General features: G+C 61.7%; 22 protein-coding genes. 14 read left to right on the plus strand and 8 right to left on the minus strand.

Annotated features, from left to right (window positions below; genetic code table 11):
• The first annotated feature begins 5 nt into the window (after positions 1–5).
• From bglB to EFB14_RS21375, 5 genes are read left to right on the plus strand one after another with little or no spacing between them, the layout of a single operon-like run.
• Entirely contained in the window at positions 6–1,100 is a 1,095-nt protein-coding gene (bglB, locus tag EFB14_RS21355; RefSeq protein WP_126828763.1) for a beta-galactosidase BglB, read from the plus strand.
• Positions 1,097–2,458 carry a polygalacturonase PglB gene (gene pglB, locus EFB14_RS21360; RefSeq protein ID WP_126828765.1) on the plus strand — a complete coding sequence of 454 codons (1,362 nt, stop codon included), beginning with the start codon at positions 1,097–1,099 and terminating at the stop codon, positions 2,456–2,458. Before bglB ends, pglB begins: the two co-directional genes overlap by 4 nt.
• Entirely contained in the window at positions 2,446–3,552 is a 1,107-nt protein-coding gene (locus EFB14_RS21365) for an ABC transporter ATP-binding protein (RefSeq protein WP_126828767.1), read from the plus strand. Before pglB ends, EFB14_RS21365 begins: the two co-directional genes overlap by 13 nt.
• A 2-nt stretch (positions 3,553–3,554) precedes the next feature.
• Positions 3,555–4,541 carry a carbohydrate ABC transporter permease gene (locus EFB14_RS21370; protein WP_126828770.1) on the plus strand — a complete coding sequence of 329 codons (987 nt, stop codon included), beginning with the start codon at positions 3,555–3,557 and terminating at the stop codon, positions 4,539–4,541.
• 1 nt (position 4,542) lies between these two features.
• Positions 4,543–5,589: a carbohydrate ABC transporter permease gene (locus EFB14_RS21375; protein ID WP_126828772.1), complete on the plus strand. Its 1,047-nt coding sequence runs from the start codon at positions 4,543–4,545 to the stop codon at positions 5,587–5,589.
• A 162-nt stretch (positions 5,590–5,751) separates the two neighbouring features.
• Here EFB14_RS21375 and EFB14_RS21380 read toward each other — a convergent pair whose 3' ends face one another.
• Positions 5,752–6,789 carry a LacI family DNA-binding transcriptional regulator gene (locus EFB14_RS21380; protein WP_126828774.1) on the minus strand — a complete coding sequence of 346 codons (1,038 nt, stop codon included), beginning with the start codon at positions 6,787–6,789 and terminating at the stop codon, positions 5,752–5,754.
• A 467-nt stretch (positions 6,790–7,256) separates the two neighbouring features.
• On the minus strand, positions 7,257–7,889 hold the full coding sequence (locus tag EFB14_RS21385) for a TetR/AcrR family transcriptional regulator (RefSeq protein WP_126828777.1): 633 nt from the start codon (positions 7,887–7,889) through the stop codon (positions 7,257–7,259).
• 111 nt (positions 7,890–8,000) lie between these two features.
• On the opposite strand from EFB14_RS21385, the gene EFB14_RS21390 reads away from it, so the two are divergent.
• The 5 genes from EFB14_RS21390 (at position 8,001) to EFB14_RS21410 (ending at position 16,120) form a co-directional block, all read left to right on the plus strand.
• Positions 8,001–9,074 carry an efflux RND transporter periplasmic adaptor subunit gene (locus EFB14_RS21390; protein ID WP_126828779.1) on the plus strand — a complete coding sequence of 358 codons (1,074 nt, stop codon included), beginning with the start codon at positions 8,001–8,003 and terminating at the stop codon, positions 9,072–9,074.
• Positions 9,071–10,156: an efflux RND transporter periplasmic adaptor subunit gene (locus EFB14_RS21395; RefSeq protein WP_126828781.1), complete on the plus strand. Its 1,086-nt coding sequence runs from the start codon at positions 9,071–9,073 to the stop codon at positions 10,154–10,156. The genes EFB14_RS21390 and EFB14_RS21395 overlap by 4 nt, the downstream gene beginning before the upstream one ends.
• Entirely contained in the window at positions 10,153–13,224 is a 3,072-nt protein-coding gene (locus EFB14_RS21400) for an efflux RND transporter permease subunit (protein WP_126828785.1), read from the plus strand. Before EFB14_RS21395 ends, EFB14_RS21400 begins: the two co-directional genes overlap by 4 nt.
• Before the next feature lie 179 nt (positions 13,225–13,403).
• Positions 13,404–14,555 carry an alpha/beta hydrolase gene (locus EFB14_RS21405; protein WP_126828788.1) on the plus strand — a complete coding sequence of 384 codons (1,152 nt, stop codon included), beginning with the start codon at positions 13,404–13,406 and terminating at the stop codon, positions 14,553–14,555.
• Positions 14,556–14,668: 113 nt separating this feature from the next.
• A complete protein-coding gene (locus tag EFB14_RS21410) occupies positions 14,669–16,120 on the plus strand; it encodes an NCS1 family nucleobase:cation symporter-1 (RefSeq protein WP_125844278.1) in 1,452 nt (483 codons plus the stop codon).
• A gap of 72 nt (positions 16,121–16,192) precedes the next feature.
• Here the strand turns inward: EFB14_RS21410 and EFB14_RS21415 are convergent, their stop codons facing one another.
• A complete protein-coding gene (locus tag EFB14_RS21415) occupies positions 16,193–18,076 on the minus strand; it encodes a HAMP domain-containing methyl-accepting chemotaxis protein (protein ID WP_126828789.1) in 1,884 nt (627 codons plus the stop codon).
• 278 nt (positions 18,077–18,354) lie between these two features.
• On the opposite strand from EFB14_RS21415, the gene EFB14_RS21420 reads away from it, so the two are divergent.
• From EFB14_RS21420 to corA, 3 genes are all read left to right on the plus strand, one after another.
• On the plus strand, positions 18,355–18,639 hold the full coding sequence (locus EFB14_RS21420; protein WP_126828790.1) for a type II toxin-antitoxin system TacA family antitoxin: 285 nt from the start codon (positions 18,355–18,357) through the stop codon (positions 18,637–18,639).
• Positions 18,640–18,645: 6 nt separating this feature from the next.
• On the plus strand, positions 18,646–19,152 hold the full coding sequence (locus tag EFB14_RS21425; protein WP_126828870.1) for a GNAT family N-acetyltransferase: 507 nt from the start codon (positions 18,646–18,648) through the stop codon (positions 19,150–19,152).
• Positions 19,153–19,352: 200 nt separating this feature from the next.
• Complete coding sequence (gene corA / locus EFB14_RS21430) at positions 19,353–20,399, plus strand: magnesium/cobalt transporter CorA (protein WP_126828791.1); 1,047 nt, start codon at positions 19,353–19,355, stop codon at positions 20,397–20,399.
• Here the strand turns inward: corA and EFB14_RS21435 are convergent, their stop codons facing one another.
• From EFB14_RS21435 to EFB14_RS21455, 5 genes are all read right to left on the minus strand, one after another.
• On the minus strand, positions 20,400–21,173 hold the full coding sequence (locus EFB14_RS21435) for a phosphotransferase (RefSeq protein ID WP_126828792.1): 774 nt from the start codon (positions 21,171–21,173) through the stop codon (positions 20,400–20,402). It lies immediately after the preceding gene.
• Positions 21,174–21,210: 37 nt separating this feature from the next.
• Positions 21,211–22,080 carry an MBL fold metallo-hydrolase gene (locus EFB14_RS21440; protein WP_126828793.1) on the minus strand — a complete coding sequence of 290 codons (870 nt, stop codon included), beginning with the start codon at positions 22,078–22,080 and terminating at the stop codon, positions 21,211–21,213.
• 68 nt (positions 22,081–22,148) lie between these two features.
• On the minus strand, positions 22,149–22,511 hold the full coding sequence (locus tag EFB14_RS21445; protein WP_126828871.1) for a hypothetical protein: 363 nt from the start codon (positions 22,509–22,511) through the stop codon (positions 22,149–22,151).
• A 98-nt stretch (positions 22,512–22,609) separates the two neighbouring features.
• Entirely contained in the window at positions 22,610–24,238 is a 1,629-nt protein-coding gene (locus EFB14_RS21450) for a thiamine pyrophosphate-dependent enzyme (protein WP_126828794.1), read from the minus strand.
• Between the two features lie 16 nt (positions 24,239–24,254).
• Positions 24,255–25,433: an amino acid aminotransferase gene (locus EFB14_RS21455; RefSeq protein WP_126828795.1), complete on the minus strand. Its 1,179-nt coding sequence runs from the start codon at positions 25,431–25,433 to the stop codon at positions 24,255–24,257.
• 151 nt (positions 25,434–25,584) lie between these two features.
• Here EFB14_RS21455 and EFB14_RS21460 point away from each other — a divergent pair, with 151 nt between their 5' ends.
• Positions 25,585–26,052, plus strand: a complete 468-nt coding sequence (locus EFB14_RS21460) for an Lrp/AsnC family transcriptional regulator (RefSeq protein WP_125844302.1) — start codon at positions 25,585–25,587, stop codon at positions 26,050–26,052.
• The last annotated feature ends 4 nt before the right edge of the window (positions 26,053–26,056 follow it).

Below are 26,056 nucleotides of genomic sequence, written 5' to 3' on the forward strand. Positions count from 1 at the left end.
CCAGCATGAACACAACATCTGTCGATAACGCCGCCCTCCTGACGACGATCGATCGCGTGGCGACGGCTTTCAGCCGGCTCAGAGGCATCAAGGAAGGTCTGGTGGCCGACAGCGCCGCATCCGGAATCCAGTTCGACGAATGGGACTGGGAAGTCGGCGTCGGCCTTTACGGATTCCTGCGCCGCGCAATTTCCGCCAACGACCAGAAGGCGCTGCAGGAACTCGTCGTCTGGTACAGCGGCCAGATCGAACGCGGCCTTCCGCCGCGCCAGATCAACAGCACGGCGCCGATGCTCCCGCTGGCCATCCTCGTCCAGCATGTCGACCGCCCCGATTTCCGCGCCCTCGTCGAAGACTGGGCCGAATGGCTGGTCAAGGAATTGCCGAAGACCGAAGACGGCGGCTTCCAGCACGTCGTTAAGGAGCGCCTCAACGACGGCGAATTGTGGGACGACACGCTGTTCATGGCTGGCCTCTTCCTCGCCCAGGCCGGCGTGCTCTGCGGGCGCAACGACTGGATCGACGAGGCCGTCTACCAGTTCGTGATCCACACCCGCTACCTCTCCGATCCGGTGAGCGGCCTCTGGTATCACGGCTGGACTTTCAACGGCCGGCACAATTTCGCCAATGCCTTCTGGGCGCGCGGCAATGCCTGGATCACGGTGGCGATCCCCGAACTCTTCGATCTCGTGTCGACGCTCAGCGAGAAGGACCGGCGTTTCCTGTCGAACGTCCTCGTCAGCCAGGTGCGTTCGCTGAAGAAATACCAGCGGCCGGACGGCATGTTCACGACGCTTCTGGACGATCCGTCCTCGCCCTTGGAAACTTCGGCCACGGCAGGCATCGCCTATGGCATGTTGCGCGCCATCGATGCCGGCATTCTCGACAAGAGCGACAAGGTTCATGCCGAGCGCGCGCTTGCGGCGGTGCTGGCTGAGATCGACGAGGAAGGCGTCGTGCACGGCGTTTCGGACGGCACGCCGATGGGCCATGACCTCGATTTCTACCGGCGCATCCCGAACCTGCCGACGCCTTACGGCCAGGCGCTGACGATGCTGCTCCTGACGGAAGTCCTGATCGAAAGCGGCCGTCGCCAATGAGTGCCACCTCTCTCGTCGCGATTGAAGCGCTCGACGGCGACAATACCGACCGGCTGCAGGCTGAAATCGACAGCCTTTCGGCTGCCGGCGGCGGGCGCCTCGAGCTGCTCGCCGGCATCCACCTCTGCCGAGGGCTTCGGCTGCACTCCGGCGTCGATCTGCATCTTGCCGTCGGCGCGATCCTGCGTCCCGTTCCCGACTATGCGGCTTACGCGCATACGCGCGTTTCGGTGATCGCGGAAAAATCGGATCGCGGCATGATCGTCGCGAGGGATGCGCGGCGGATCAGCCTGACGGGGGAAGGGCGCATCGAAGCCGGTTGCGACAGCTTCATCACAGGTGACGACGAGACCGTGGGAACCTTCATCCCAGCCGAATTCCGTCCCCGCGTCGTCGTTTTCGAAGGTTGCGACGAGGTCGAGATCAGGTCCATCCACGTCAGCCGCTCGCCGATGTGGACGCTGCACTTCGTCAACTGCACCGATGTCGCGGTCCGCAACGTCACCATCGAAAACGACCGCCGCCTTCCCAATACGGATGGCATCGTGCTCGACGCCTGCCGCGGCGCCGTCATCGAGGATTGCAGCATATCGACGGCCGACGACGGCATCTGCCTGAAGACAAGCATCGGCCCTCAAGGCGTTGCCATCGGGCGATGCGAGAACATTCTTGTCCGCCGATGCTCTGTTCAGAGCTTGAGCTGCGCACTGAAGATCGGCACGGAAACCCATGGCGATGTCACCAATGTCGTGTTCGAAGATTGCAGCGTCTCGGCTTCCAACAGGGCGCTCGGCATCTTCTCGCGCGACGGCGGGCGGATCTCGAACATAAGGTTCTCGCGGATTACGGTAGAGTGCCGGGAAACACCGGATGGTTTCTGGGGCTCGGGGGAGGCGCTGACCGTCAATGTTGTCGACCGCGTTGCCGAACGCCCCGCGGGCGCCATCGAAAATCTCATCGTCGAGGACGTGACCGGGCACATGGAGGGGGCGATCACCGTCATCGCCGCCGCGCCGGCCGGCATCCGCAACATATGGCTGAGGCGCATCGGTTTAGACCAGCAACCCGGGCAGCTCGGCACCGGGCAGAGCTACGATCTGCGCCCGACCAACGCCGATCTCGCCCCGAAGGCTGATGGCGGTGGACGCGCCAATGCGTGGACCCGCGGCGCGAACGGGCGGGTGATCGGTCTTGAGCGTTATCCGGGAGGAATGCCGGCGGTCTACGTGGCTGACGTCACCGGGATACTGATGAACGAGGTGCGGATCACGAGGCCGACACCGTTGCCGCAAGGCTGGAACGAAATCGACGTCGTGGAAACGGCGGCACCTGATGGGAGTGGGGCATGGCAGAACTGAAACTTTCCACCGTCAACAAGGCGTACGGCACGGTCAAGGTCCTGCATGACGTCGAACTCGATATCAAGGACGGCGAATTCGTCGTCTTCGTCGGCCCCTCGGGATGCGGCAAGTCGACCCTGCTGCGCGTCATCGCCGGTCTCGAAGAGGTCACGCAGGGCAAGATCGCGATCGGCGGGCGCGACGTCAGCGCGCTCTCGCCGGCCGAGCGCAAGATTGCCATGGTCTTCCAGTCCTACGCGCTCTATCCGCATATGAGCGTGCGCAAGAACCTCGCCTTCGGCCTTGAAAATCTGAAGTTCAAGCGCGCCGAAATCGAGGCGCGGATTGCAGAAGCCGCGAGAATGCTGGCGATCGAACCCTACCTCGACCGGCGCCCGAAGCAGCTTTCGGGCGGCCAGCGTCAGCGCGTAGCGATCGGCCGGGCGATCGTGCGCGAGCCCGATATCTTCCTCTTCGACGAACCGTTGTCGAACCTCGACGCGGCGTTGCGCGTCCAGACCCGCGCCGAGATCACCAAGCTCCACCGCGAGATCAAGACGACGATGATCTATGTCACGCACGACCAGGTCGAGGCGATGACCATGGCCGACAAGATCGTCGTGCTGCGCGCCGGGCGCGTCGAGCAGGTCGGGGCGCCGCTCGAACTGTTCGACCATCCGCGCAATCTCTTCGTCGCCGGCTTCCTCGGCTCTCCGCGCATGAACATCATCAAGGGCAAGGTCGCTGCCATCACGGAAAGCGGCATCGCCATCGATGTCGCCAGCGGCGGCAGGATCGTCAGCGATGTCGACCCCGCCGGCATTGCCGTGGGGCAGGCGGTTCTCGCCGGCATAAGACCGGCGCATTTCTCGCGGTCCAGCGGGCAGGGCCTGCCGTTCGTCGTTCAGTATCACGAGGGCCTGGGCACCGAGACCTATGTCTACGGCAATCTCGAAGGACAGGACGAGCAGATCATCATCCATGAGGCAGGCCATTTCGCCCCTGTTCAGGGCGAACGGCTCGTCATCGATGCCGATCCGGCACGTGTTCATCTGTTCGATCCCAAAACCGAACTTGCCTTTGCCCGCCGATCGGGACAGGGGAGGCTCTGACCATGGCGGCTGGTGTATTGCTCTCCCAGGCAGGCGAGACGGCGATGAGGGTGGTCGAGGCTCCGATGAATGCGGTGGAGCGCGTCTTCGGCCGCAAACGCATGCCCTGGCTGTTCCTGGCGCCGAACCTCGTTCTGTTCGCCATTTTCACGTTCCTGCCGATTGCGATCGCAGTCGGTTACGCCTTCACCGGCGGCACCAATCTTTTCGTCTCGGAGCGGCCCTTCGTCGGCTTCGATAATTTCCGCGCCCTGCTTTCCTGCGGCAACTATCTGCAGCCCGGAACCTGCCAGGAATCGCTGTTCTGGACGGCCGTTTGGAACACGCTCTGGTTCGTCGCCTGCAATGTCGTCGCCACCTTGCTGGTGGCGCTGATCACGGCGCTGATCCTCAATCGGGCGATCTTTGCGCGGGGCTTCTTCCGGGCGATGTTCTTCTATCCGGTTCTGCTGTCGCCCGTCGTCATCGGCCTGATCTGGAAGTGGTTCCTCGATCGCAACGGGCTGCTGAACGCCTTCTTCCAGATGCTCGGCGTCCCTCCTGAAATTTTCCTGCTTGATGTCGGCTGGTCGCGCTTCTTCGTGGTCGTGGTGTCGGTCTGGTTCCACATGGGCTTTTACACCCTCATTCTGCTCGCCGGCCTGCAGGCGATACCCAAGGAACTCTATGAGGCCGCCTCCATCGACGCCGCTTCGCCGCGTCGCACGCTGTTCAGGATCACGCTTCCGCTCCTTGCTCCGAACCTGCTCGTCGTCTTCATCCTGCTGATGATCAAATCCGTGCAGATCTTCGACGAAGCCTGGGTTCTGACGAATGGCGGCGGCCCGGGCACGGCCAACAGCTTCATCGTCCAATACATCTACCAGATGGCATTCAGCAGCGATCTTCGTCTCTTCGGGCTTGCCTCCGCCGCATCGGTTCTCATGGGGCTGGTGCTTCTGGTTCTCACCCTCATACAACTGCGCTTGGGCAAGAGAATGGAGTCCTGAGATGAACCCGATCAGCTTTCTCGCGCGCACCCGCCGGGCCGGACGCATCGATATCACCGACATCTTGTCCTGGGTCTGGCTGATCGGCGGAACGCTCGCCGTGCTCGTTCCCGTCGTCTGGGCGGGGCTCTCTTCGCTGAAGCCGGCGGCCGAGATCACCCGCTTCCCGCCGACGCTGCTTCCCCGCGCCGCCGTGGAGCAGACCGTGCCCGGCTACGACAAGCCGCTCAGCCTCTGGCAGGTGACGGTCGACGGCAAGCCACGCGAAATGGCCCTGATCCGGCGCGTCGGCCTCAAGGCCCAGATGGTCGATCCGGCCAATCCGGGCCAGCCCGTCAGCGTCGACGTCAAGGAGATCACGCCGGTGCAGCGGCTGACCATGGCGACGGAGAACTACACCGATCCGCTGACGCGCTTCAACTTCCTGACCTTCCTCAGGAATTCGGTGTTCGTCACCGTGGTTGCAACGCTTCTGACGCTTGTTGTCAACGCCATGGCGGCCTTTGCGCTGTCGAAATACAAATTTCGCGGCGACACCACGGTCTTCGTCATCATCATTTCGACCCTGATGATTCCGCTCGCCGTCGTCATGGTGCCGGCCTATCTCGTCATCGTCGGCGTCGGGCTTGCCGACAATCTCTGGGGCGTCATCCTGCCGACGATCGCCTCGCCGACGGCCGTCTTCCTGCTGCGGCAATATATGCTGACCATACCCGACGAGCTGATAGAGGCGGCGCGCGTCGATGCGGCGAGCGAATTCTGCATCTTCTGGCGCATCATCCTGCCGCTGACGGCACCGGCGCTTGCGGTGCTGGCGATCTTTTCGGTGCTCTGGCGGTGGAACGACTTCCTCTGGCCGCTCATCGTCCTCAACAGCCGCGAGAATTTCACCCTGCAGGTCGGCCTCAACGCCTTCCAAGGCGAGTTCTCGGTGCAGTGGCATTATATCCTGGCAATGACCTTCCTCAGCCTGCTGCCGGTCACCGTCGTATTCCTGTTCCTGCAGAAATACATCACGACGGGTATTGCCGGAACGGGCATGAAGTGAACGAGGCCGGCGTATAACACTGGGCGCTGAAAGCCGTCCTCGCAAGCCGTAGAACCGCATGAAGCGCGCCGCATCGAACCCACGCGGCGCGCTTCTTCCGCTGCGAAGAGGAGCGGTTCAGGCTCGATCGCCTGAGCCGCTCATTTCGTTTTAATGACTGGCTTAACGCGGCGGCGCGATGCTGCCGCGCAGGACGAGGTGGCAGCCGAGTTCCAGGCGGTGGGCCGGGCGTTGCGGGTCGTTGGCGATCAGCCGCTGTTCAATGAGGGCGAGTGCTGCGGCGCCGAGGCGGTCGGTGGGCACACTGACCGTCGAAAGGGGCGGGCGGCTGAATTCGCCGGGGACGATGTCGTCGAAACCGAGGACCGAGATTGCGTCGGGCACGCGTATGTCGCGCTCGGCCAGGGCCTTCAGGCAGCCGAGCGCCAGGTTGTCGGCGGCGCAGAAGACGGCGGTGGCGCCTTTCATCGTGGGGTCGCGGTCGAGCAGGGCGTTGATGGCGGCCTCGCCATGTTTCGGCTCATATCCCTCGGCTTCCACGATCAAGTCTTTGGGAAGGGCAAGCTGGGCGGCGAAATAGGCGTCGGAAAAGCCGTCATACCGGCGCTGGATCGTCGTGCGGCCCTTCCAGGTCAGGTGCAGGATGCGGCGATGGCCGAGCCCGAGCAGATGCTCGATGCCGAGCCGGGCGCCGAAGCGGTTTTCCGGCGTCACGGTGTCAACCAACATCGCCGGATCCTCGCCGTTGACGATGACGACGGGCATGTCTGATGAGGCGAGGCTGCGGATGAGTTCCGGCTGATCGTCGTTCAACACCACGATGCCGTCGGCACGCTCGGAAAGAGCGATCTGCCTGACCTGAGGGCCGTCGATACGCCGACCGGTGCTGACATAGGGTACGATCCTGATGCCGCGTCGCTCGCATTCCTTGCGAAGACCGTTGAGGATCGTCCAGCTCACCAGGTTGAGATCGCTCTCCGGCGCGGCGTCATCGGGAATGGCGAGGAGCAGGACGCGCAACGTCGCAATCGTCGCCTTTTTCCTGCGGCGTTCGAGGTAGCCGAGGCGTTTGGCCGAATCCAGAACCCTTTCGCGCACTTCGATCGTCAGCGGCGCGGTTCCGTTCAGCGCATGCGAGGCCGTGCTCAGCGATACATCAGCGTCGCGCGCGACATCCTTGAGATTGACTTTGCGTTCCACGTTATTCCGTCACGAATTCAGGTCGTGCCTTCGAAGGCATAAGCTAACTCGATGTTTTCACATAAAGACTTCAGAAAAGCTACGTGCGTTGCGCGGTATTTTCCTCTTTCGGCGAAGACGGGCCGCAGCGCTGTCGCAAACCGAGCCCCGCAGTGCGACGAAGGGAGCGGCGGCGTCTGCATATACTCTGCAGATATGCTCGCCGAAATTTTCGGGAAATCGCTCCCTTAAAAACCTCTTTGCCACTGAATATGAATAGATTCAATATGTTATAAGTGGCAAAGAGGTTTCTAAGGAGACCAAACATTTTAAAAAAATGGATGCAACAAAGATCCGCAGTCGATGTTTTGCGCATTTTTAAAAATGTTGGGCCTCCTTAAAAACGTCCTTCCAAACCTCGTTGGCACAGAAATCGGCCACCCGGCGCGGCGGCTTCGATGATCGACGGCGGGCGAAGCCAACGACGATCAGCGAGGCTCGGCGAGCAGGCCATTGAACAGCAGGTCGAGATAGGTCCGCAGGAAGGCCTCCTTGTCGGGAGTGGGTACGCGGCGGTTGTCGAATATCAACCGCAGAACCGTTGTCGTCAGGATGGGTGCGATCACGATGTCGGAGAATTCCACCGGAACGACGCGAAACTCCCCTGATGCAACCCCTTCCAGAATGAGAGCGTCGACCTTGGCGATAATAGGCGCGATGAACTGATCGTGGTGGCGGTCGATCAGGTCAGGGAAGCGCTGTCCTTCCGCAATGACGAGCCGCGTCAGTTCGCGGGTCGTGCGATCCTCGGCGATTTGGTCGTAGAGCAGGCCGAGAATGGAAATCAACCTGTCGGTGGCGCTGCCGCTGAGGCTCTCGGTGATCGCGAACAGTTCCTGGAACGGTACGGAGAAGTGGTTGATCATGGCTTCGAAGAGCTTTTCCTTCGTCTCGAAATAGACGTAGACCGTACCCTTGGTGACGTTGACCCTGTCGGCAATGTCTTCGACGCGCGTGCCCGCGAAGCCGCATCTGACGAATTCCTCGAAGGCGGCATCGAGAATCTGGATGGGCCGCAGCGCTTTCTGTTCCGCGCGTGTGAGCTTCTTCTGAGCTTCCATTTTTCTCGCTTCCCTTGTCGTGTGCGCCCTCATTTCCTGCGGCACAAAGTTTCATTGACTAATGCGTCAGTCAATTATATATGAGCTGCCGTTGAGAGCAAGAGGTCAACTATGAGAACCATTCTGGTCGCCACAACGATCCTATGCGCCGTCGGCCTGGGATCATGCAGCGATGCCGGCGGGCCGGCCGAGCCCACCCCGCGGCAGGTCGCCGTCGTCGTCGCCAAGCCCGAGCCGCTGGTTCAGGGCGGCGCGATCACCGGGGAAGTCCGCGCCCGTGTCCAGACCGACCTGTCCTTCCGTGTCAGCGGCAAGATCACCGAGCGGCTGGTGGAAGTCGGGCAGTCCGTGAAAGCGGGGCAGCTGCTCGCGCGCATTGATCCCGAAGAGCAGAAGGCCGACCTGGATGTGGCGGCGGCCAATCTTCAGTCGGCTGAAGCGCAGCAGACCCAGGCGCAGCTTGCATTCGACCGCCAGCAGAGCCTGTTTCGAACGCAGGTGACGACGCGCGCCGCGCTCGACCAGGCACAGGAAGCGCTTCTGACCGCGCAGGCCTCGACCAAGTCGGCGCAGGCGCTCTTCGAAACCGCCCAGGATACCCTGTCCTACACGGAGCTGAAGGCAGATTCCGACGGCGTGATCACCGCCCGCAATGCCGAGGCCGGACAGGTGGCGCAGGCAGCGCAGGTCGTCTTCACCCTTGCCCATGACGGCGACCGGGATGCCGTCTTCGAAGTTGTGGAAAGCGCATTCCTGCGCCCGATCGATGGCGATGGCGCAGTGAACCTATTGTCAGACCCCTCGCAGAAAATCACGGCGAAGGTTCGTGAGATTTCGCCGACGATCGACGCCTCCACCGGAACCATCCGGGTCAAGGTTGCGATATCGAGCGACGCCCCCATTCCGCTTGGCGCTCCCGTGGTCGGCAGATTCCGCTACCTCTCGCAGGACGTCATCCAGCTTCCCTGGTCGGCAATGACCTCCAAGGAGGGCAAGCCCGCCGTCTGGATCGTCGATCCCGCATCGTCCGCAGTTTCGGTCAAGGCGATCGATGTCGCCGGTTATGAGACCGGCAGCTTCATCGTGAAGTCGGGCGTGTCGGCAGGGGATGTCGTGGTGACCGACGGGACCAAGTTTCTCAGGCCCGGTGAAATCGTGTCTTATGTCAAGGAAGCTTCCAAGTGAGTATTCGACCCAAGATAATCGCACTGATGATGGGTACGGCCCTGATCTCCTCCTGCACCAAGCAGGAAGAAAGCAAGGAGGAGGCGCCCCGTCCCGTGCTGTCTGTGACAGTCAGGCAGACGCCCGCGACCAGACTCGGGCTGACCGGCACGATCGAACCGACGATCGAGACCGAGCTCGGCTTCCGGATTCTCGGGCGGATGATCGCCCGGAACGTCAATGTCGGGGATATCGTCAAGCGGGGTGATGTCGTTGCCGCCATCGATCCGGTGGCACTGGAGCTTGCCGTGCGCAGCGCCCAGTCCGATGTGGAAAACAGCGACGCCCAGCTCAGGAACGCGGTGACCACGGAGCAGCGCCAGCGCGCGCTCCTGGAATCGCGCTCCGGTACGGAAGCCTCGCTCGAAGAGGCCGAGCAGGCGAGGCGGACGGCCGCGGCCGCCGTTGCCAAGGCGCAGGCCAACCTCGACAAGGCCAAGGAGCAGCTCGGCTATGCGCAGCTTCAGGCGGAATTCGACGGCGTGGTGACGGCGACCTCGGCCGAAGTCGGGCAGGTCGTGTCGGCCGGCCAGACCGTCGTGACCATTGCCCGGCCGGACAAGCGCGACGCCGTGGTCGACGTGCCCCAGGCCGCCGCCCAGAAACTGAAGATCGGCGCCCCCTTCGACGTGACGCTGCAGCTCGATCCAACGATCCGCACTTCGGGGATCGTGCGCGAGATCGCGCCGGAGGCGGAAACCGCCACCCGCACGAGCAGGACCAAGATCGCGCTGACCGACCCGCCTGAAGCCTTCAGGCTCGGTTCTGTCATCACCGCCTCTGCAACCATCGCAGCAGATCCCGAGATCATGCTGCCGTCTTCCGCCATCCTTGCCGGCAGCGACGGTCCGAGCGTCTGGATCGTCGACGCACCGGCCAGGAAAGTATCGCTGCGCCGCGTGAAGATCGACGGCGATGTCGTCGACGGCGGCTCCGTCCGCGTCACCGAAGGGCTCTCCCCCGGAGAAAGGGTGGTCGTGGCAGGCGTGCATAAACTTGACGATGGCCAGGCCATCCGGATCGACCAGGAGATTAGCCAGTGAAGTCCTTTAATCTCTCCGACTGGGCGCTCGAACACCGTTCGCTCGTCTGGTACTTCATGATCGTCTTCATTCTCGCCGGCACTTTCTCCTACCTGAACCTCGGCCGCGAGGAAGACCCGAACTTCACCATCAAGACGATGGTGATCACCGCCCAGTGGCCCGGCGCCTCCGCCGAGGAGGTGACGCGGCAGGTGACCGACAGGATCGAGAAGAAGCTTCAGGAACTGGAATCGCTCGACTACACCAAGAGCCAGACCGTTGCAGGCCAGACCACCGTCTTCGTCGAGCTGCTGCCAACAACCAAGGCGAAAGATGTGGCGCCGACCTGGTTGCGCATTCGCAACATGATCGCCGACATCAAGGGCGATTTTCCAAGCGGGGTCGTCGGTCCCTTCTTCAACGATCGCTTCGGCGACGTCTTCGGAAATATCTATGCCTTCACCAGCGACGGGCTGACCCAGCGGCAGCTTCGCGATCTCGTCGAAAACGCCCGTTCGGAGGTTCTGACCGTGCCCAATGTCGGCAAGGTCGATGTGATGGGCGCCCAGGACGAGGCGATCTATCTCGAATTCTCCACGCGCCAGATCGCAGCGCTCGGCATCGACCAGCAGTCCGTGATCCAGACCCTGCAGGCCCAGAATGCCGTCACGCAATCCGGCTTCGTCGATGCCGGGCCGGAGCGCATCGCATTGCGGGTGAGCGGACAGTTCACCTCCGAGGAGAGCCTCAGGTCGATCAACCTTCGCATCAATGATCGCTTCTTCCCGCTGAGCGACGTCGCCACGATCAAGCGCGGCTACGTGGATCCGCCGTCGTCGCTGTTCCGCTACGACGGCCAGCCTGCGATCGGGCTCGCGATCGGCATGAAGCAGGGCGCCAACCTGCTGGAGTTCGGCGAGGCGCTCGACGCCCGGATGAAACAGGTCGTTGGCGATCTTCCGATCGGCGTGGATGTCCACCGCGTCTCCGATCAGCCTGCCGTCGTCGACGAAGCGGTTTCGGGCTTCACCCGCGCGCTCTTCGAAGCGATCGTCATCGTGCTCGTCATCAGCTTCATCAGCCTCGGCCTTCGCGCCGGCATGGTGGTGGCGATCTCCATTCCCCTCGTGCTGGCAATCACCTTCGTGGTGATGGAATATTCCGGCATTTCGCTTCAGCGCATCTCGCTCGGCGCGCTTATCATCGCGCTCGGGCTGCTCGTCGACGACGCTATGATCGCCGTCGAGATGATGGTGGCCCGCCTGGAGGCGGGCGACGATCTCAGGAAGGCCGCCACCCACGTCTATACGTCGACGGCCTTTCCGATGCTGACGGGAACGCTCGTCACCGTCGCGGGTTTTATCCCGGTCGGTCTCAACAGCAGCGCCGCCGGCGAATTCACCTTCACGCTTTTCGTGGTCATCGCGGTTTCGCTGGTGGTTTCCTGGATCGTCGCGGTGCTCTTCACGCCGCTTCTCGGCGTCACCATCCTGCCGAAGACAATGAAGTCGCATCACGAGAAGAAGGGCCGCTTCGCTGCCGTCTTTTCCTGGCTTCTGGGGCTGGCGATGCGCTGGCGCTGGGTCACCATCGTGCTGACGGTCGGCGTCTTCGCTCTTTCGGTCGGCGGCATGGGGCTGGTGCAGCAGCAGTTCTTCCCGAACTCGGACAGGACCGAGCTCGTCATCGACTGGAACCTGCCGCATAACAGCTCGATCGCCGAGACCAACAGGCAGATGGCCAGGTTCGAAAAGGAAATGCTGGCCGGCAACAAGGATATCGATCACTGGACGACCTATGTCGGCCAGGGCGCGCCGCGCTTCATCCTGTCCTTCGACGTGCAGACGCCCGATGTCACCTTCGGACAGACGATCATCGTCACGAAAGGGCTCGACGTGCGCGACAAGGTGCGGGCGCAGCTGCAGGATTACCTGACGAAAACCTTCCCCGGCACCGACGCCTTCGTGAAGCTTCTCGACATCGGCCCGCCGGTGGGAAAGCCGGTCCAATACCGGATCAGCGGCCCCGATATTCAGAAGGTTCGTGATATCTCCCAGCAATTTGCCGGCGTCGTCGGTTCGCATCCGCTACTGTCGAACATGGTGCTGGATTGGAACGAACCTTCCCGCGTCGTGAAGGTCGATGTCCTGCAGGACAAGGCGCGCCAACTCGGCGTTTCCTCCGAGGACATCGCAACCGCCCTCAACGGCATCGTCGAAGGCTCGACAGCGACACAGATCCGCGACGACATCTACCTGGTCAACGTCATCGGGCGGGCAAGCGCATCCGAGCGTGACTCCGTCCAGACGCTGCAGAATTTGCAGCTCTCCACCTCCAACGGCAAGGTCGTGCCTCTCTCGGCCGTGGCGAATTTCCGCTACGAGCTCGAGCAGCCGACGATCTGGCGGCGCGACCGGCAACCCACCATCACGCTCAAGGCAGCCGTCATCGGTTCGACGCAGCCCGCCACGATCGTCGACCAGCTGAAGCCGAAAGTTGAAGAGTTCGAGAAGAAGCTTCCTGTCGGATACAAGGTGGAAGTGGGCGGCGCGGTCGAATCCAGCGCCGAGGCTCAGGGGCCGATCGCCGCTGTCGCTCCGCTGATGCTCTTTACGATGGCGACGATCCTGATGATCCAGCTGCAGAGCTTCAGCCGCCTCTTCCTGGTCTTCGCGGTCGCGCCGACGGCACTGATCGGCGTGGTCGCGGCACTGTTGCTCAGCAATGCTCCTATGGGCTTCGTTGCGATCCTCGGCGTGCTGGCGCTCATCGGCATCCTGATCCGCAACTCCGTCATCCTGGTCGTGCAGATCGAGCATCTGCGCGCCGAGGGCATGGCGCCGTGGCAGGCGGTCATCGAGGCGACCGAACACCGCATGCGGCCGATCATGCTGACGGCGGCAGCCGCCACGCTGGCGCTGATCCCGATCTCGCGCGAGATCTTCTGGGGGCCGATGGCCTACGCCATGATGGGCGGCATCGTTGTCGGAACCGCGCTCACCCTGCTGTTCTTGCCGGCGCTCTACGTCGCCTGGTTCAGGATCCCGAGGGACGAAGGCGTTCGGGCAGAAGCTGCGGCAGAGGCATGAGGAACAGGCCTCGTCGGCCATCGCCTACGGCCGCCCCGCGGCCGCTGCAACACGGGCCGCGACGAAATGGGTGGGATGGCGTAGGCGATGCCGTCCCACACCGGAACTGGAATGACTTGCCTGAAAACGAGATGGGCCGATGCGCCCGGGAGCCCTTGGTCCCCAGGGGGAACGGATCGATGACGAAAGAACGCCCCCGGCAGCTGAAGGCAGCTCCCGCCATCATCGTCGCGATCGGCCTGGCAATGCTGACGGGTTGCACCACCAGACCATCGCCTGAAGTCCTGAAGCCCGTTCATCTGAGCGCACCGGTTGGTTCCGAAGCGGCCCCGGACAGGGTGAGCGTGCTCGCTGCGACCAACAGATCTCCCGACAGCTTGCGGGGCGGCTTCGGCGGCACATGGGCCCAGAAGCTGACCTATGAGGAGTACGCGTTTTCGGTTCCTCCCGGCAGGAAGGACACCGCCATCACTTACCCGACGGCGAAGCCGGACCCGGAACGGCAATTTGCCGTCGTCGAGCGCAAGCAACTTCTGAAGGACGCTTTCGTGCGGCAGGCACTCGCCTCCGTGCAGGCGGACGGCACGATCGGCATCTTCGTGCATGGCTACAATTACAGTTATCAGGAGGCGCTCTATCGCACCGCCCAGATCGCCGCGGACGCCAATATACAGGGCGCGCCGATCCTGTTTTCCTGGCCTTCGGCCGCATCCGTCACCGGATATGTCGCCGATCGCGATGCAGCACTTTCCTCCCGCAGCGAACTCAATTCCCTCGTCACATCGCTCTCTGCTTCAGGCAAGGTGAAGCGCATCATCCTGTTCGGGCACAGCATGGGCGGGTTCCTGGTGATGGAGACGGTGCGCCAGCTCAAGCTGCAGCACCGCGACGATGTCGTCGGAAAGCTGGTTGTGGTGCTTGCCGCCCCCGATATAGACGTCGATGTCTTCCGGTCCCAGCTGGCGGATATCGGCAAGATGCCGATCCCGATCTCCCTTCTCGTTTCCAAAGACGACGGGGCGCTCGTCGCTTCGAGTTTCATCGCCGAGGAGCGGGCGCGCGTCGGACGGCTCGATATCGACGATCCCGTCATTCGGGAGGCCGCGTTGAAGGAAAGGGTTCGGGTCATCGACATCACGTCGATCCAGGCGTCCGACGGATTGGGGCACGACCGTTATGCATCGCTTGTCAAATTCGGCGCACAGATTGCCAGCTTCGAAAACGGCAAGCGTTCGAGCCCAGGAGATGTCGGCGCCTTCGTCTTCGATGCCGCGGGTGCCGCCATCTCAAGCCCATTCCGTCTGGCCGGGCGCGTCGTTGGTTCGCAATAATCGCCTTCAAAAGAGCATGTGCATAATGTGACTATTAAATTGTCAGATGCATAAATGAAGAGCAGACTTCCGCCTGTGGTCGAATTTGACCGCGAGGATATCGGAGGGCATACATGAGCATACGAAATCCGTCTCCCTCGTTGCATAACGAGGATCTTGCACCCGCTGCGGAGCGCAAATGGGGTGCATTCAGCATCTTCAACGTCTGGACGTCTGACGTCCACAGCCTGTGGGGCTACTATCTGGCGGCGAGCCTGTTCCTGCTCTGCGGCAGTTTCGTGAATTTCGTCATTGCCATCGGTATCGGCTCTCTCGTCATCTTCTTCCTGATGAGCCTGGTCGGCAATGCGGGCGTGCGCACGGGCGTGCCCTTTCCCGTGCTGGCGCGCGCCTCCTTCGGCACGTTCGGCGCCAATGTTCCGGCACTGGTCCGGGCGGTGGTCGCCTGCTTCTGGTACGGGGCGCAGACGGCTGCGGCATCCGGCGCCATCGTCGCCCTGCTGATCCGCAACGAAAGCCTGCTCGCCTTCCACCAGAACAGCCACCTGCTCGGCCATTCGACGCTGGAGGTCATCTGCTATGTCATCGTCTGGGCGCTGCAGCTGTTGATCATCCAGCGCGGGATGGAGACGGTCCGAAAGTTCCAGGATTGGGCAGGGCCGGCCGTCTGGATCATGATGCTGATCCTTGCGGTCTATCTGGTCGTCAAATCGGGCACCTTCTCCTTCGGTTCCGAGATCCCGCGCGATGTGCTGATCGAAAAGACCAAGGATGCCGGCGTGCCGGGCGAACCCGGCTCCTTTGCGGCACTTGCCGCCGTCTCCGCCACCTGGATCACCTATTTCGCAGCACTCTACCTGAACTTCTGCGATTTCTCGCGTTACGCGACGAGCGAGAAGGCGCTGCGGAAGGGCAATCTCTGGGGCCTGCCGATCAACCTCCTGGCCTTCTGCCTCGTCGCAGGCGTCACCACCACGGCCGCCTTCACGGTCTACGGCGAGGTCTTGCTGCATCCCGAAATGATATCGGCGAAATTCGAAAGCTGGTTCCTGGCGTTGCTTGCCGCGCTGACATTCGCGATCGCAACGCTCGGCATCAACGTCGTGGCCAACTTCGTGTCGCCGGCCTTCGACTTCGCCAATGTCTTCCCGCGCCAGATCAATTTCAAACGCGGCGGATACATCGCCGCATTGATCGCTCTCGTGCTCTATCCGTTTGCTCCCTGGGAGACGGGTGCGGCGCATTTCGTCAACTTCATCGGATCGACGATGGGACCGATCTTCGGCATCATGATGGTGGACTATTATCTCATCCGGAAGAGCCAGCTGAACGTCGAGGCGCTCTACCATGAGAACGGCGAGTTCCGCTTCCAGAACGGATGGCACGCCAGCGCCTTCATTGCATTTGTGGTGGGTGCGCTCTTCTCCTCGATCCTGCCGACCTTCACCAGCATCCTTCCGGACTGGTGGGGCACCTACGGCTGGTTCTTCGGCGTCGGCATCGGCGGAGCGATCTATTTCGTGCTGAGGATGGGCGCACGGCGCAATCCGGCCTTCGCGTCCTGACAAACGAGAGGCGCCCGGCAATGCCGGGCGCCTCACATGAGGTTATGAGCGGCGGTTGGTGCGGGCCGCCGTTCAGCGACGCCCGGCAACCGCCTGGATGGCTGTTCGGCCTGCCGGCTGCGCCATTGATCTTGCCGTCGAGCGAAGGGCTGCCGATTGGCTGAAGCCCGCATCGTCGAGCCTGAACTGGGCAACGAGTTCGCGAAGCTTCTGGGCTTCCTGCGCCAGCGAGTCGGATGCTGCCGTCGACTGCTGCACCATGTGGGCGTTCTGCTGCGTGGACTGATCCATCCGGTTGACCGCGCCGTTGACTTCGCTGAGGCCGATCGACTGCTCCTTCGCCGAGGTTGCGATCGAATCCATGTGCTGGTTGATCTGCGTGATGAAGCCGCCGATGGTCTTGAGCGCCTGGCCGGTGTCGCGCACGAGCTTGACGCCGCTTTCCACTTCCTTCGAGGAATTCTGGATCAGCCCCTTGATTTCCTTGGCAGCACTTGCCGAGCGCTGGGCGAGTTCGCGCACCTCCTGGGCGACGACGGCAAAGCCCTTGCCGGCTTCGCCGGCTCTCGCCGCCTCCACGCCGGCATTCAGCGCCAGCAGATTGGTCTGGAACGCGATCTCGTCGATGACGCTGATGATGTTGGAAATCTGCTGCGACGAGGTCTCGATGCGTTCCATCGCCTCTTCGGCATGGGAAACGACGTCAGCGGAGATGACGGCGCTGTGATTTGCCTCTGTGGCGACCTTGCGCGTCTCCTCGGTCCGTTTGGTGGAGTTGGACACGTTCGCTGTGATCTCTTCCAATGCGGCGGCGGTTTCCTCGAGCGAAGCGGCCTGCTGCTCCGTGCGCTTGGAAAGATCGCTTGCGCCCGAAGAGATTTCCCGCGTGCCTTCGTCGATCGTGCCGATGCTTTCGGAAATCGCTCTCAGCGTTGCGCCGAGCTGGGTGACGGACTGGTTGAAGTCGTGGCGCAACGCCTCGAAATCGGGTGCGAAGGTCTCGTTGAGCTGGAAGGCGAGATCGCCGTCGGCCAGTCGCTTCAGGCCGGCCGCAAGCCCCGAGGTGGCGATGCGCAGCCGTTCCGAGGCGTCGGCCTCCGCCTGGTTCTGGGCGGCAATACGGTCGGCCTCCGTCCGGCTGCGGCTTGCATCGGCTTCCATTGCCATCCGCTTGTTGGTGATCGCGGCCTGGCGGAAAATCTCCACCGCTTCCGCCATCGATCCGATCTCATCGGCGCGGCCGGCAAACGGAATTTCCGAAGCGGTGTCCCCTTCGGCGAGCCGCCGCATCGCGGTGGTGATGCCGACGATCGGATTGGCGATGCCCGTCAGCACGAAGAACACCGCGCCGAGAACGAGCAATCCGGCAAAGCCGATCGCGGCAACCAGGTAGAATTCCATGGAGGCGAAGACCGTCTTGCTGAGTTCAGCGGCCTGGTTGCTGCCGCTAACGTTCAATTCGACCAGGGTCGCCGTGGCTTCCTTGAGCTTGTCGGAATAGGCGCGCATCTCGCCGCCCAGATACTTCCCGGCCTCCTCTGTCTTGTTGGCGCGGGAAAGGACGAGCAGCTGGGCGCTACTGGCGATGTAGCCTTCCACGCTTTCCTTGATCGTCTTGAGCAGGTCGCGCTCGCGGTCAGACGAGATCAGCGGAATGTAGGCGTCCACCGACTTGCGGATCGTGCTCTCGGCGCTGGCGATGGCCTCTTCGCGCGTCTTCTTTTCGGGCTCCGTCTGCGCGATGATGTGATCGCGGTAGGCAAGGCGCAAATTCGTCATGTTGAGATTGATCGTCTGCGAAGCCTGCACGCTCGGCAGCCAACGGGTCGCAATTTCCTCGGTCGAGCCGTTGGTATTGCGAAGGCCGTCGACCGCAAGATAGGCGACAAGACCGAAAAGAAGAGCTATGCCGCTGAAAATCAACAACAAACTCGATTTGATGTTTGGTCGGCGCATAGAGAACCCTCAATCGAAATTCCGGTTTCAGGCCGGATTGATAGGGAGATTTCTACCAAAAAAAATTTAACGATTTGCGCAGGACCTAAAATGCCGTTTTACCACCTTTCCCCAATGCCCAGCGCCTTTTTGCGCAGGGATATCCCAATAGCGCAAAAACCGTCTATCGATGCATCGTCATCGATGACAGGAGCCGGAATTGATGAAGCGCATTCCGATGTATTGCGTTCCGCGTTACATTTCTCTATATAGTTTCCTGATGCCGCATGAGGAAAACCATGGCAAACACTGCTCCCCGCAAGGAAATACCAGTATCGATGCGCTTTCGCGATGATGATCTGGCAGTCATTGACCGTGGTGCAGCGCTCACCGGTCTTTCACGCACGGAGTTTATGCGACGTGCCGCGGTGCATGAGGCGCAGATGGCGATCCTGAGTGAAAGCGTTATCCGCCTATCTCCGGATGCTTTCGATGCCTTTGTTGCAGCAATCGAAGCTGCGCCCTCTGCACCGCCGTCGAAAGTAGCAGAGCGCTTGCAGCGCAAGGCGCCATGGGAAAACTGACCGGTGGTGCTGTCGAATGTTGAACTTCTCGACGGGCGTCACCGACTTCAGGGGTTCTCTTGCGGCAAGCCGCCACTGGATTCTTGGTTGCAGAACTTTGCAGGGTCGAACCAGCAGCGTGGATTTACCCGCACCTTTGTCGTTTGTGACGACGATAGGGTAATTGGCTATTACGGCCTCGCACCAACCGTCATCGAACCCAACATCGTGCCTCGCAAGATCAGGACAGGACGTCCGCCTGATCCAATTCCATGCCTCTTGATCGGGCAATTGGCCGTAGATAGCCGCTACAAGGGCCAAGGCATCGGATCGGCGCTCGTGAAGGATGCCTTTCTTCGCTGCGTTGCCGGAGCCGATATCGTCGGTGGGCGGGCCATCGTCGTCCGGGCGATCGATGAAGAAGCTGAGCGATTTTGGCAAGATTGGGGCTTTATACCGTCGCGAGATAACGCCTCGATCCTTATTCGTTCGCTGGAGGATATCCGCGCATGGCTTTCAGGTCGCGACGGGTAAAGAAGGAAGCGCGCTACCCTTCGGCTATCGGTTCCCCTGCTTTGCCTGGCAGGGACGGTCAATCGACCGCTCGCGCCGAGACGGATGAATGTTTTACGAAATGGCATTATGATTGGCGTAACGTCTGGCCGGCGTTGGTCGCGGACGCGTGACTCCGGGAACCGCGAATAGGCGATCCTGGGAATGGGGAGGATCACAGATTGGAACGGCTGAAGGATCTGGAGAGTGTTCCCACGCGGGAAGGCAGCGCTTCGGCGTCGCCTCGTCCTGAACAACGGCCCGGTGTCGTGGCTGCCGCCGTTTACGAGCATGGGCAGCGCATTCGCGACATCAGGATCGAGGAGGCCGGCGAATGGCGAAACCGGGAGAACGCCGTCGTCTGGATCGGTCTGCACGAACCGGATGAAATGCTGCTGCACCAGATCCAGGCCGAGTTCAATCTCCATCCGCTGGCGATCGAGGACGCGGCGCAGCCGCACCAGCGCCCGAAGCTGGAGATCTATGGCGAGGCGATGTTCATCGTCGCCCGGACCGCCCACATGAAGGACGACGAAATCATCTTCGGCGAAACGCATCTCTTCGTCGGCCGCGGTTATGTCGTGTCCGTTCGCCACGGAGAATCCTCCTCCTATCTGGCGGTGAGGCAGCGATGCGAGGCGACGCCCGCCGCCCTTGCCCATGGTGAGAACTATATTCTCTATTCGATCCTCGATTTCATCGTCGACAATTACATGCCCGTCATCGAGGTGGTGCAGGAGGAAGTCGAGAAGCTCGAGGATCTGGTGCTGCGCGAACAGCTGGGAAAGTCCGATATCGAGCGGCTTTATCTTTTGCGGCGCAAGCTCCTGCGGCTGCGCAACGCCGTGGTGCCGCTGGTCGACGTCTGCCGGCGATACGAGCACATCGATCTTCCCGGCATGGATCCGACGCTCCAGTCGCTGTTTCGCGATGTGACCGATCACGTGCGCCGGGTTCAGGAAGATATCGATGCGCTACGCGAGGTCCTGGCCTTCGCCTTCGAGGCCAGCGTGATGATCGGCCAGACGGAGCAGACGGCGATCGCCCGCAAGCTCGCCGCCTGGGCGGCGATCCTCGCCGTTCCCACCGCCATCGCCGGCATCTACGGCATGAACTTCAGCGACATGCCGGAACTGAAATTCCAGTATGGCTATTTCGTCGTGCTCGGCGTCATCGCCGTCCTGTGCCTTGGCCTTTTCGCCTTCTTCCGCCGCAGGAAGTGGCTTTAATCAGCGCAGTGCATCCAGCAGCCGGTCCCGATGCCTGCCGATATAGGTGATGTCGCCGAGATACAGCCGGGCATCTCCTGCATCGACGTCCTCCGCGAAGGTCTCGTCTCCGGCCGCAGCACTCGCCAGCATGAAATCGACGAGCGCCTGGAGCCGCCTGCAGATCGCCTCGGGCAGCTGGAGGCGGTCTTCCGCCGTCGCGCCGTAAGCGGAGCAGAAGATTTGCGCCCGCCGCAACTGTTCGTCGAGGCCGAATGCCACGCCGGGATTGGCGGGATCGGAGAGAGGTGCCCAGCGATAGACGGCATAGGCGAGATCCCACAGGCGCGGTGCGGGATGGGCCGTGTCGAAATCGATGATACCGACAGTCTCGTTATCTGCGGTAGCGACGTTGTAAGGCGCATAGTCGCCGTGGCAGATGATCTCGCGCGGCTCCAGTGGTGGCAACATCCAGGTCTGGACCTCGCCATCCGCTTCGAGAAACCCTCTGGATGCCGAATGAAAATCGCTGAGAAGCCTTGCCGCCGAAATCAGCATGCGCTCCGATCCGACAGAGGGATCGCCAAGGTCTTCGCAGACCCGCCCGGCGACGTAGCTGACGACCTCCTGGCCTTCCCCTGATATCTCGATGGGATCAGGCGCTCCCCGAAAGCCTCTGCGCTTGAGATGGCGCAGGAACCGATGCACCGTCGGCGTCCATGCGCCCGACGGCCGGACGACGGTATCGCCGTTGCGCCAGATCTGCCCGGTTCGTCCGCCCTCCAACTCTTTCACGCCATTGCCTCCCGCGTGCGATCCCTCTATGCGGATTTCAGCTTTCGATACGGGCCTGAACCGTCGCGCCAAGGTTCGTCTCATGGCAGTTCCGGTAAAACGTGGCCACATCGGCGGGCATCCCGTCGGGGATGGCGACGAAGTCTTCGAGCCGGAACCCGTTTGCGCTGCCGAGTTGCGGGTCTGCAAGCCGGCTTTCGCTCAAACCGCCGACGCGAAGAGCCAGGGCTTCGAAGTAGGCGAGGTTCTCATCCACCGTCGAAGGCGAAGATGTCCTGCCATGCGCGGGGATGACAAGTCTTGCATTGAGGTCGCGGATGCGCGCCAGCGAGGAACGGATCAGCCGAAGATCATCGGCCCGTCTGCTCCAGACTTCGGGAATGGGATATTCCACCGCATCGACGGCCAGGCAGATGCGAAGTTCGGGAATCCAGACGGCGACATGGTCGGGCGTGTGTCCCGACGTATGGATGAGTTCCAGCGTCAGATCGCCGCCGTTCAGAACCATCGAGCCGGAGAAAGTGATATCGGGGCCGATGAGTTCGACATTGCTAAACCGGGCTTCCTGGCTCGCCTTGTCTTTCAGCACCTGCTGCGTGGAGGGATCACGCAGGCGGTCGAGTGCTACGGCATGCGCGATGATCGGCGCACGCCCGGCAATGGCGGCATTGCCCCAGAAATGATCCCAATCCATATGCGAGTTGATGACGATCAAGGGGCGAGCCTCTGCCTTTTCCCTAAGCAGATCGAGCGCCATCCTGCATTGCTCCGGCGTGCCGAGCGTATCGATCAGGATATTGAACCGCTCCGTCCGAACGAACACGCCGTCCACTTCGTCACCCGCCCTGACGATCACGATCCGCTCGTCAAGTCCGGGATAGGAGCACAATTCCACCGATGGATTCACGTCGGGTTGCCTCTGTTGCAATCGCGCTGCTTTTATCCATTACATCAAATCCTGTTCGGATGCCGCCATCAAGGGCGCCGCAGTTTCCGCTCCACGGGAACATGCACATCCCAGTGGTTCATCACGGTATTCGGCACGGCGGCGGGGCAGATCACCATCACGCTGGGTTGCGAGCGTCCGAGGCTCTTCGGCGTCCATTGTGCCTGGAGGGGCACCGCACAACGGGGAACCAGCACTTTCGCGTTGGGCTCCAGCGCGTCCCATTGCTGATGCTTCCTGGCGTTCTCCTGCTCGATGAAGCGCCTGGCCTCCTCGCGGATTTCGAACAGGCCATGCTTTTCAGGCGTGGAGCGATCGGTCTCGATGCTCCAGGAGGCGAGGCATGCGACGCATCCAGACAGGGTTGCGGCGAAGAATATCGATCGAAGCACGGATGTGCCGTCAGCAGCCAAATGGATCACCTCCCGGGAAGGTGAAAATTAGCCGGAGGCGGTACGAAATCTCAAGCTCTCTCTGCGCCACCGGCCCCTCATTCGGCGTGCGGAGCCGGATGAATGAAGGGCCAGGGGCTTGCCTCTGATCCCTTTTCGATCGGAACCTCGATCAGAACAGGCCCATCGAGAGAGAGCGCTTTCTCAAGAACGCTTCTCAGTTCGCCTGGGCTCGTCACCCTGAACGATCGAATACCGAAGCTCTCGCCAAGGGCGACGAAATCAGGATTGGTCAGATCCGAGCCGAGATAACGCCCCTGATAGGTCTGCTTCTGGTCGCGCAGCACATTGCCGTAGGCGGAATTGTTGAAGACGATGGCGACGACATTGATCTTGTGCTGGGCTGATGTGGCGAGTTCCTGGACGCCGAATAGGAAGCCGCCATCGCCTGAAACCGAGATAACCGCTTTGTCGGGATTGGCGATTTTTACGCCGAGAGCGGTGTTGAAGCCAAAACCCAGATTGTCCTGATAGCCGCATGTCACGTACTGGCGAGGGCCGTAGACCGGGAAGGCAAACCGGGCGGTAAAGCCCATCTGGCAGATCTCCTCGACGAAGAAACCGTCCCTTGGCAGGGCTTCGCGGATGGCATCGAGATAGGCAAGCTGCGGCTGCACCGCCGAGAAGCGAGACCTGGCCTCTTCGTTGAGTTCGGCGAATTCGCGCCTGCGGTCGGCGCGGCCGGACCCTGCTAGCGCATCGATCAAGGCCTGCGTTCCATCTTTCGCATCCGAGACGATCCCGACGTCAGGCTTGAGGCGGACCATCTCCGTCGGATCGATATCGATGCGAATGATCTTCAGACCCTTGGGAAGCCATTTCCAGCGCATGAACTGCAATTCGAGCCGGCTGCCGATCCCGATCAGGACGTCTACCTTCTTCCAATATTCATAGGCGGCGACGAAATTCAGATAGTTCGGGTGGTCGTCGGCGACGATGCCCTTGCCGGAGCGATGGGAGGTAACCGGCGCCTGCAGCAGTTCCGCCAGGGCGGCGATCTCGGGTCCGGCATCCGCCGCGCCGCCGCCGACCATGATCATCGGATTCCTGGCGCCCGATATCAGCGCCGCCGCCGCGGCGATCTCGTCGGGGTTCACGGCCGGATGAGGCGCTCTGACACCAACGGGGAGATCAATCTCGGGGCCGGATCGCCCAAACACATCCCACGGCGCTTCGACGGCTCCCGGACCCTGGCGACCGGAGAGCATCTTGCCGATGACCTCAGCCATGACGGGGCCTGTTTCGGACTGGTGATCGATGCGTTCGGCCGTCTTCGTGATCCCGCGCATGGTGGCGAGCTGATCCGGCAGTTCGTGCAACTGTCCTCTGCCCTGGCCGATCAGGTGGGACATGATGTTGCCGGTCACGCAAAGCACCGGCGCGTTGGCGCCGTAGGCGGTGCAGAGAGCCGCTCCGGAATTGAGGACGCCGGGGCCTGGCACGACGGTATAGGCGCCGATCCGGCCGGTGGATTTGGCATAGCCATAGGCCATGTATCCGGCGCCCTGTTCGTGCCTCGTATGAATGAACCGGATTTTATCGCCCGCGCCATAGAGGGCGTCGTTGAAATCATACATGTGGGCGCCGGGGATGCCGAAGACCGTGTCGATCCCATGGGCGACAAGCGAACGGGTCATCGCCTGGCCGGTCGTTTCTTTCCTGCTCATTTGGAGGCTCCCATGTCTATGATGTCAGGCAGCCTTCGGCTCGAAGCGCCGCAACGATGGCGTCGGCATCCGTCGGCTGCATGCCGGCAAGGTTCATGCGCCCGGAATCCGCCAAGTAGATGCCGTGGCTCGCCCTGAGCGCGACTGCCGTATCCCTCGACATGGAGAGATTGGAAAACAGGCCGCGCTGGCGGGCGATGAAGGCGAGATCAGGAGCGGCGGCGGCGAGTGCTGCGCGATTGCCATTGACGCGCTGGCACATTTCTTCGAGTTCGGCGCGCCACATTGCCGACATCTCATCGCTCTCGAGAATGGTCCTGACGATTGCGGCCCCGTGGTCGGGCGGCATGGACCAGTTGACTCGGGCATGTGCCGCCATGTTGCTTTCGGCCTTCCGGAGGTCATCCCCATTGCGGGCCATGACATAGAGCGCGCCGACACGCTCGCGATAAAGGCCGAAGTTCTTGTCGCAGGAATAGGCGATCAGCGCCTCGTCGACCGCTTCGAGGATCATGCGTGCCGGTGCGGCATCCTGTTCGAGGCCATCGCCAAGCCCCTGATAGGCAAGATCGATGAAAGGCACCAGCCGATGCGCAACGAGGAGTTTGGTAATCTCCGCCCACTGTTCCATGGTGAAATCGATGCCGGTCGGGTTGTGGCAGCAACCGTGAAGCAGCACGACGTCGCCTTCCCGGGCGGAAGACAGGGCGGCGACGACGCTTTCGAATTTCACCTGCTGCGAAACCAGGTCGACGAAGGCGTATTCCTTGACCGGCAGTCGCGCCGAGCCGAAGATCGGCGCATGGTTGGGCCAGCTCGGCGTCCCGAGCAGAATGGTCGCCGATGGATGTGCCGTTTGGATAAGTTCGGCGCCGAGACGCAGAGCGCCGCTTCCGCCCGGTGTCTGGATGCCGACGAGGCGATGACCGAAATCAGGCGCCTTCCCGAAAATGATCGGCTCAAGGAGGCGGACGAATTGCAGATCGCCTTCCGGGCCGAGATATTTCTTGCTGTCCTGGGTCTCCAGGAGAAACTGCTCCGCCGCCTTGACGGCACGCATCACCGGCGTGCGTCCCATGGCGTCACGATAGACCCCGACGCCGAGGTCGATCTTTCCCGCGCGATCGTCGGCCTGGAAGGCCTTGATGAGTGCAAGCAGGCTGTCGGCTGGCCGGCTGTTCAGTTGGTCAAACACAAGTCCACCTCGTTTTCCTAAGTCTGGCCTGGAGGCTAACTGAAATTTCGCGATGATTTTCTGCGATTATCTCCCTGTGGCGACGTATCCGTGCAGACAATCTGCGTGGTGTGGCTATGATGTGCAGAAATTCACCGTTAGAGGAGGAGCTATGCTTGACCCGTTCGATATCAAACTGCTTGCCGCCCTTCAGCAAAACAGCGAGCTGACGCAGGCAGAGCTGTCTCAAAAGGTCAATCTCTCCGCCACGCAATGCGCGCGCCGTTTGGAAAGGCTGCGTAAAGAGCAATATATCCAGAGTGTCGTTGCCATCCTCAACCCCGCAAAACTGGGTTTCACGGTCGTTGCTCATACGCTTGTCAGCCTGAGAGCACATACCGAAGGCGGAAACGAGCAGCTTCATCGCTTTATCGAGACCGCGCCGGAGATTCTGGAGTGTTATTCGCAGACCGGCGACGCCGATTTTCTGATGAAGGTGATGACGCGCGACCTCGAACATCTCAGCCAGTTTCTGGAAAGGATGATCCGCGTCACCGACAATCTGGCACTGGTCAAATCGAGCATTGTCCTCAAGACGCTGAAGAAGACGACCGCCTTGCCGCTGCAGATCGTGACGTGAGAGC

This window comes from Rhizobium fabae (assembly GCF_003985135.1).
In the GTDB taxonomy this organism is placed as follows: Bacteria; Pseudomonadota; Alphaproteobacteria; order Rhizobiales; family Rhizobiaceae; genus Rhizobium; species Rhizobium pisi.

What these genes read in the sequence shown, in the direction of transcription:
- EFB14_RS21460 (WP_125844302.1), top strand. Translation starts at nt 25,585, where the DNA reads ATGCTTGACCCGTTCGATATCAAACTGCTTGCCGCCCTTCAGCAAAAC.
- EFB14_RS21385 (WP_126828777.1), bottom strand. Translation starts at nt 7,889, where the DNA reads ATGGAAGCTCAGAAGAAGCTCACACGCGCGGAACAGAAAGCGCTGCGG.
- pglB (WP_126828765.1), top strand. Translation starts at nt 1,097, where the DNA reads ATGAGTGCCACCTCTCTCGTCGCGATTGAAGCGCTCGACGGCGACAAT.
- EFB14_RS21365 (WP_126828767.1), top strand. Translation starts at nt 2,446, where the DNA reads ATGGCAGAACTGAAACTTTCCACCGTCAACAAGGCGTACGGCACGGTC.
- bglB (WP_126828763.1), top strand. Translation starts at nt 6, where the DNA reads ATGAACACAACATCTGTCGATAACGCCGCCCTCCTGACGACGATCGAT.
- EFB14_RS21420 (WP_126828790.1), top strand. Translation starts at nt 18,355, where the DNA reads ATGGCAAACACTGCTCCCCGCAAGGAAATACCAGTATCGATGCGCTTT.
- EFB14_RS21450 (WP_126828794.1), bottom strand. Translation starts at nt 24,238, where the DNA reads ATGAGCAGGAAAGAAACGACCGGCCAGGCGATGACCCGTTCGCTTGTC.
- EFB14_RS21390 (WP_126828779.1), top strand. Translation starts at nt 8,001, where the DNA reads ATGAGAACCATTCTGGTCGCCACAACGATCCTATGCGCCGTCGGCCTG.
- EFB14_RS21410 (WP_125844278.1), top strand. Translation starts at nt 14,669, where the DNA reads ATGAGCATACGAAATCCGTCTCCCTCGTTGCATAACGAGGATCTTGCA.
- EFB14_RS21405 (WP_126828788.1), top strand. Translation starts at nt 13,404, where the DNA reads ATGACGAAAGAACGCCCCCGGCAGCTGAAGGCAGCTCCCGCCATCATC.
- EFB14_RS21375 (WP_126828772.1), top strand. Translation starts at nt 4,543, where the DNA reads ATGAACCCGATCAGCTTTCTCGCGCGCACCCGCCGGGCCGGACGCATC.
- EFB14_RS21415 (WP_126828789.1), bottom strand. Translation starts at nt 18,076, where the DNA reads ATGCGCCGACCAAACATCAAATCGAGTTTGTTGTTGATTTTCAGCGGC.
- EFB14_RS21370 (WP_126828770.1), top strand. Translation starts at nt 3,555, where the DNA reads ATGGCGGCTGGTGTATTGCTCTCCCAGGCAGGCGAGACGGCGATGAGG.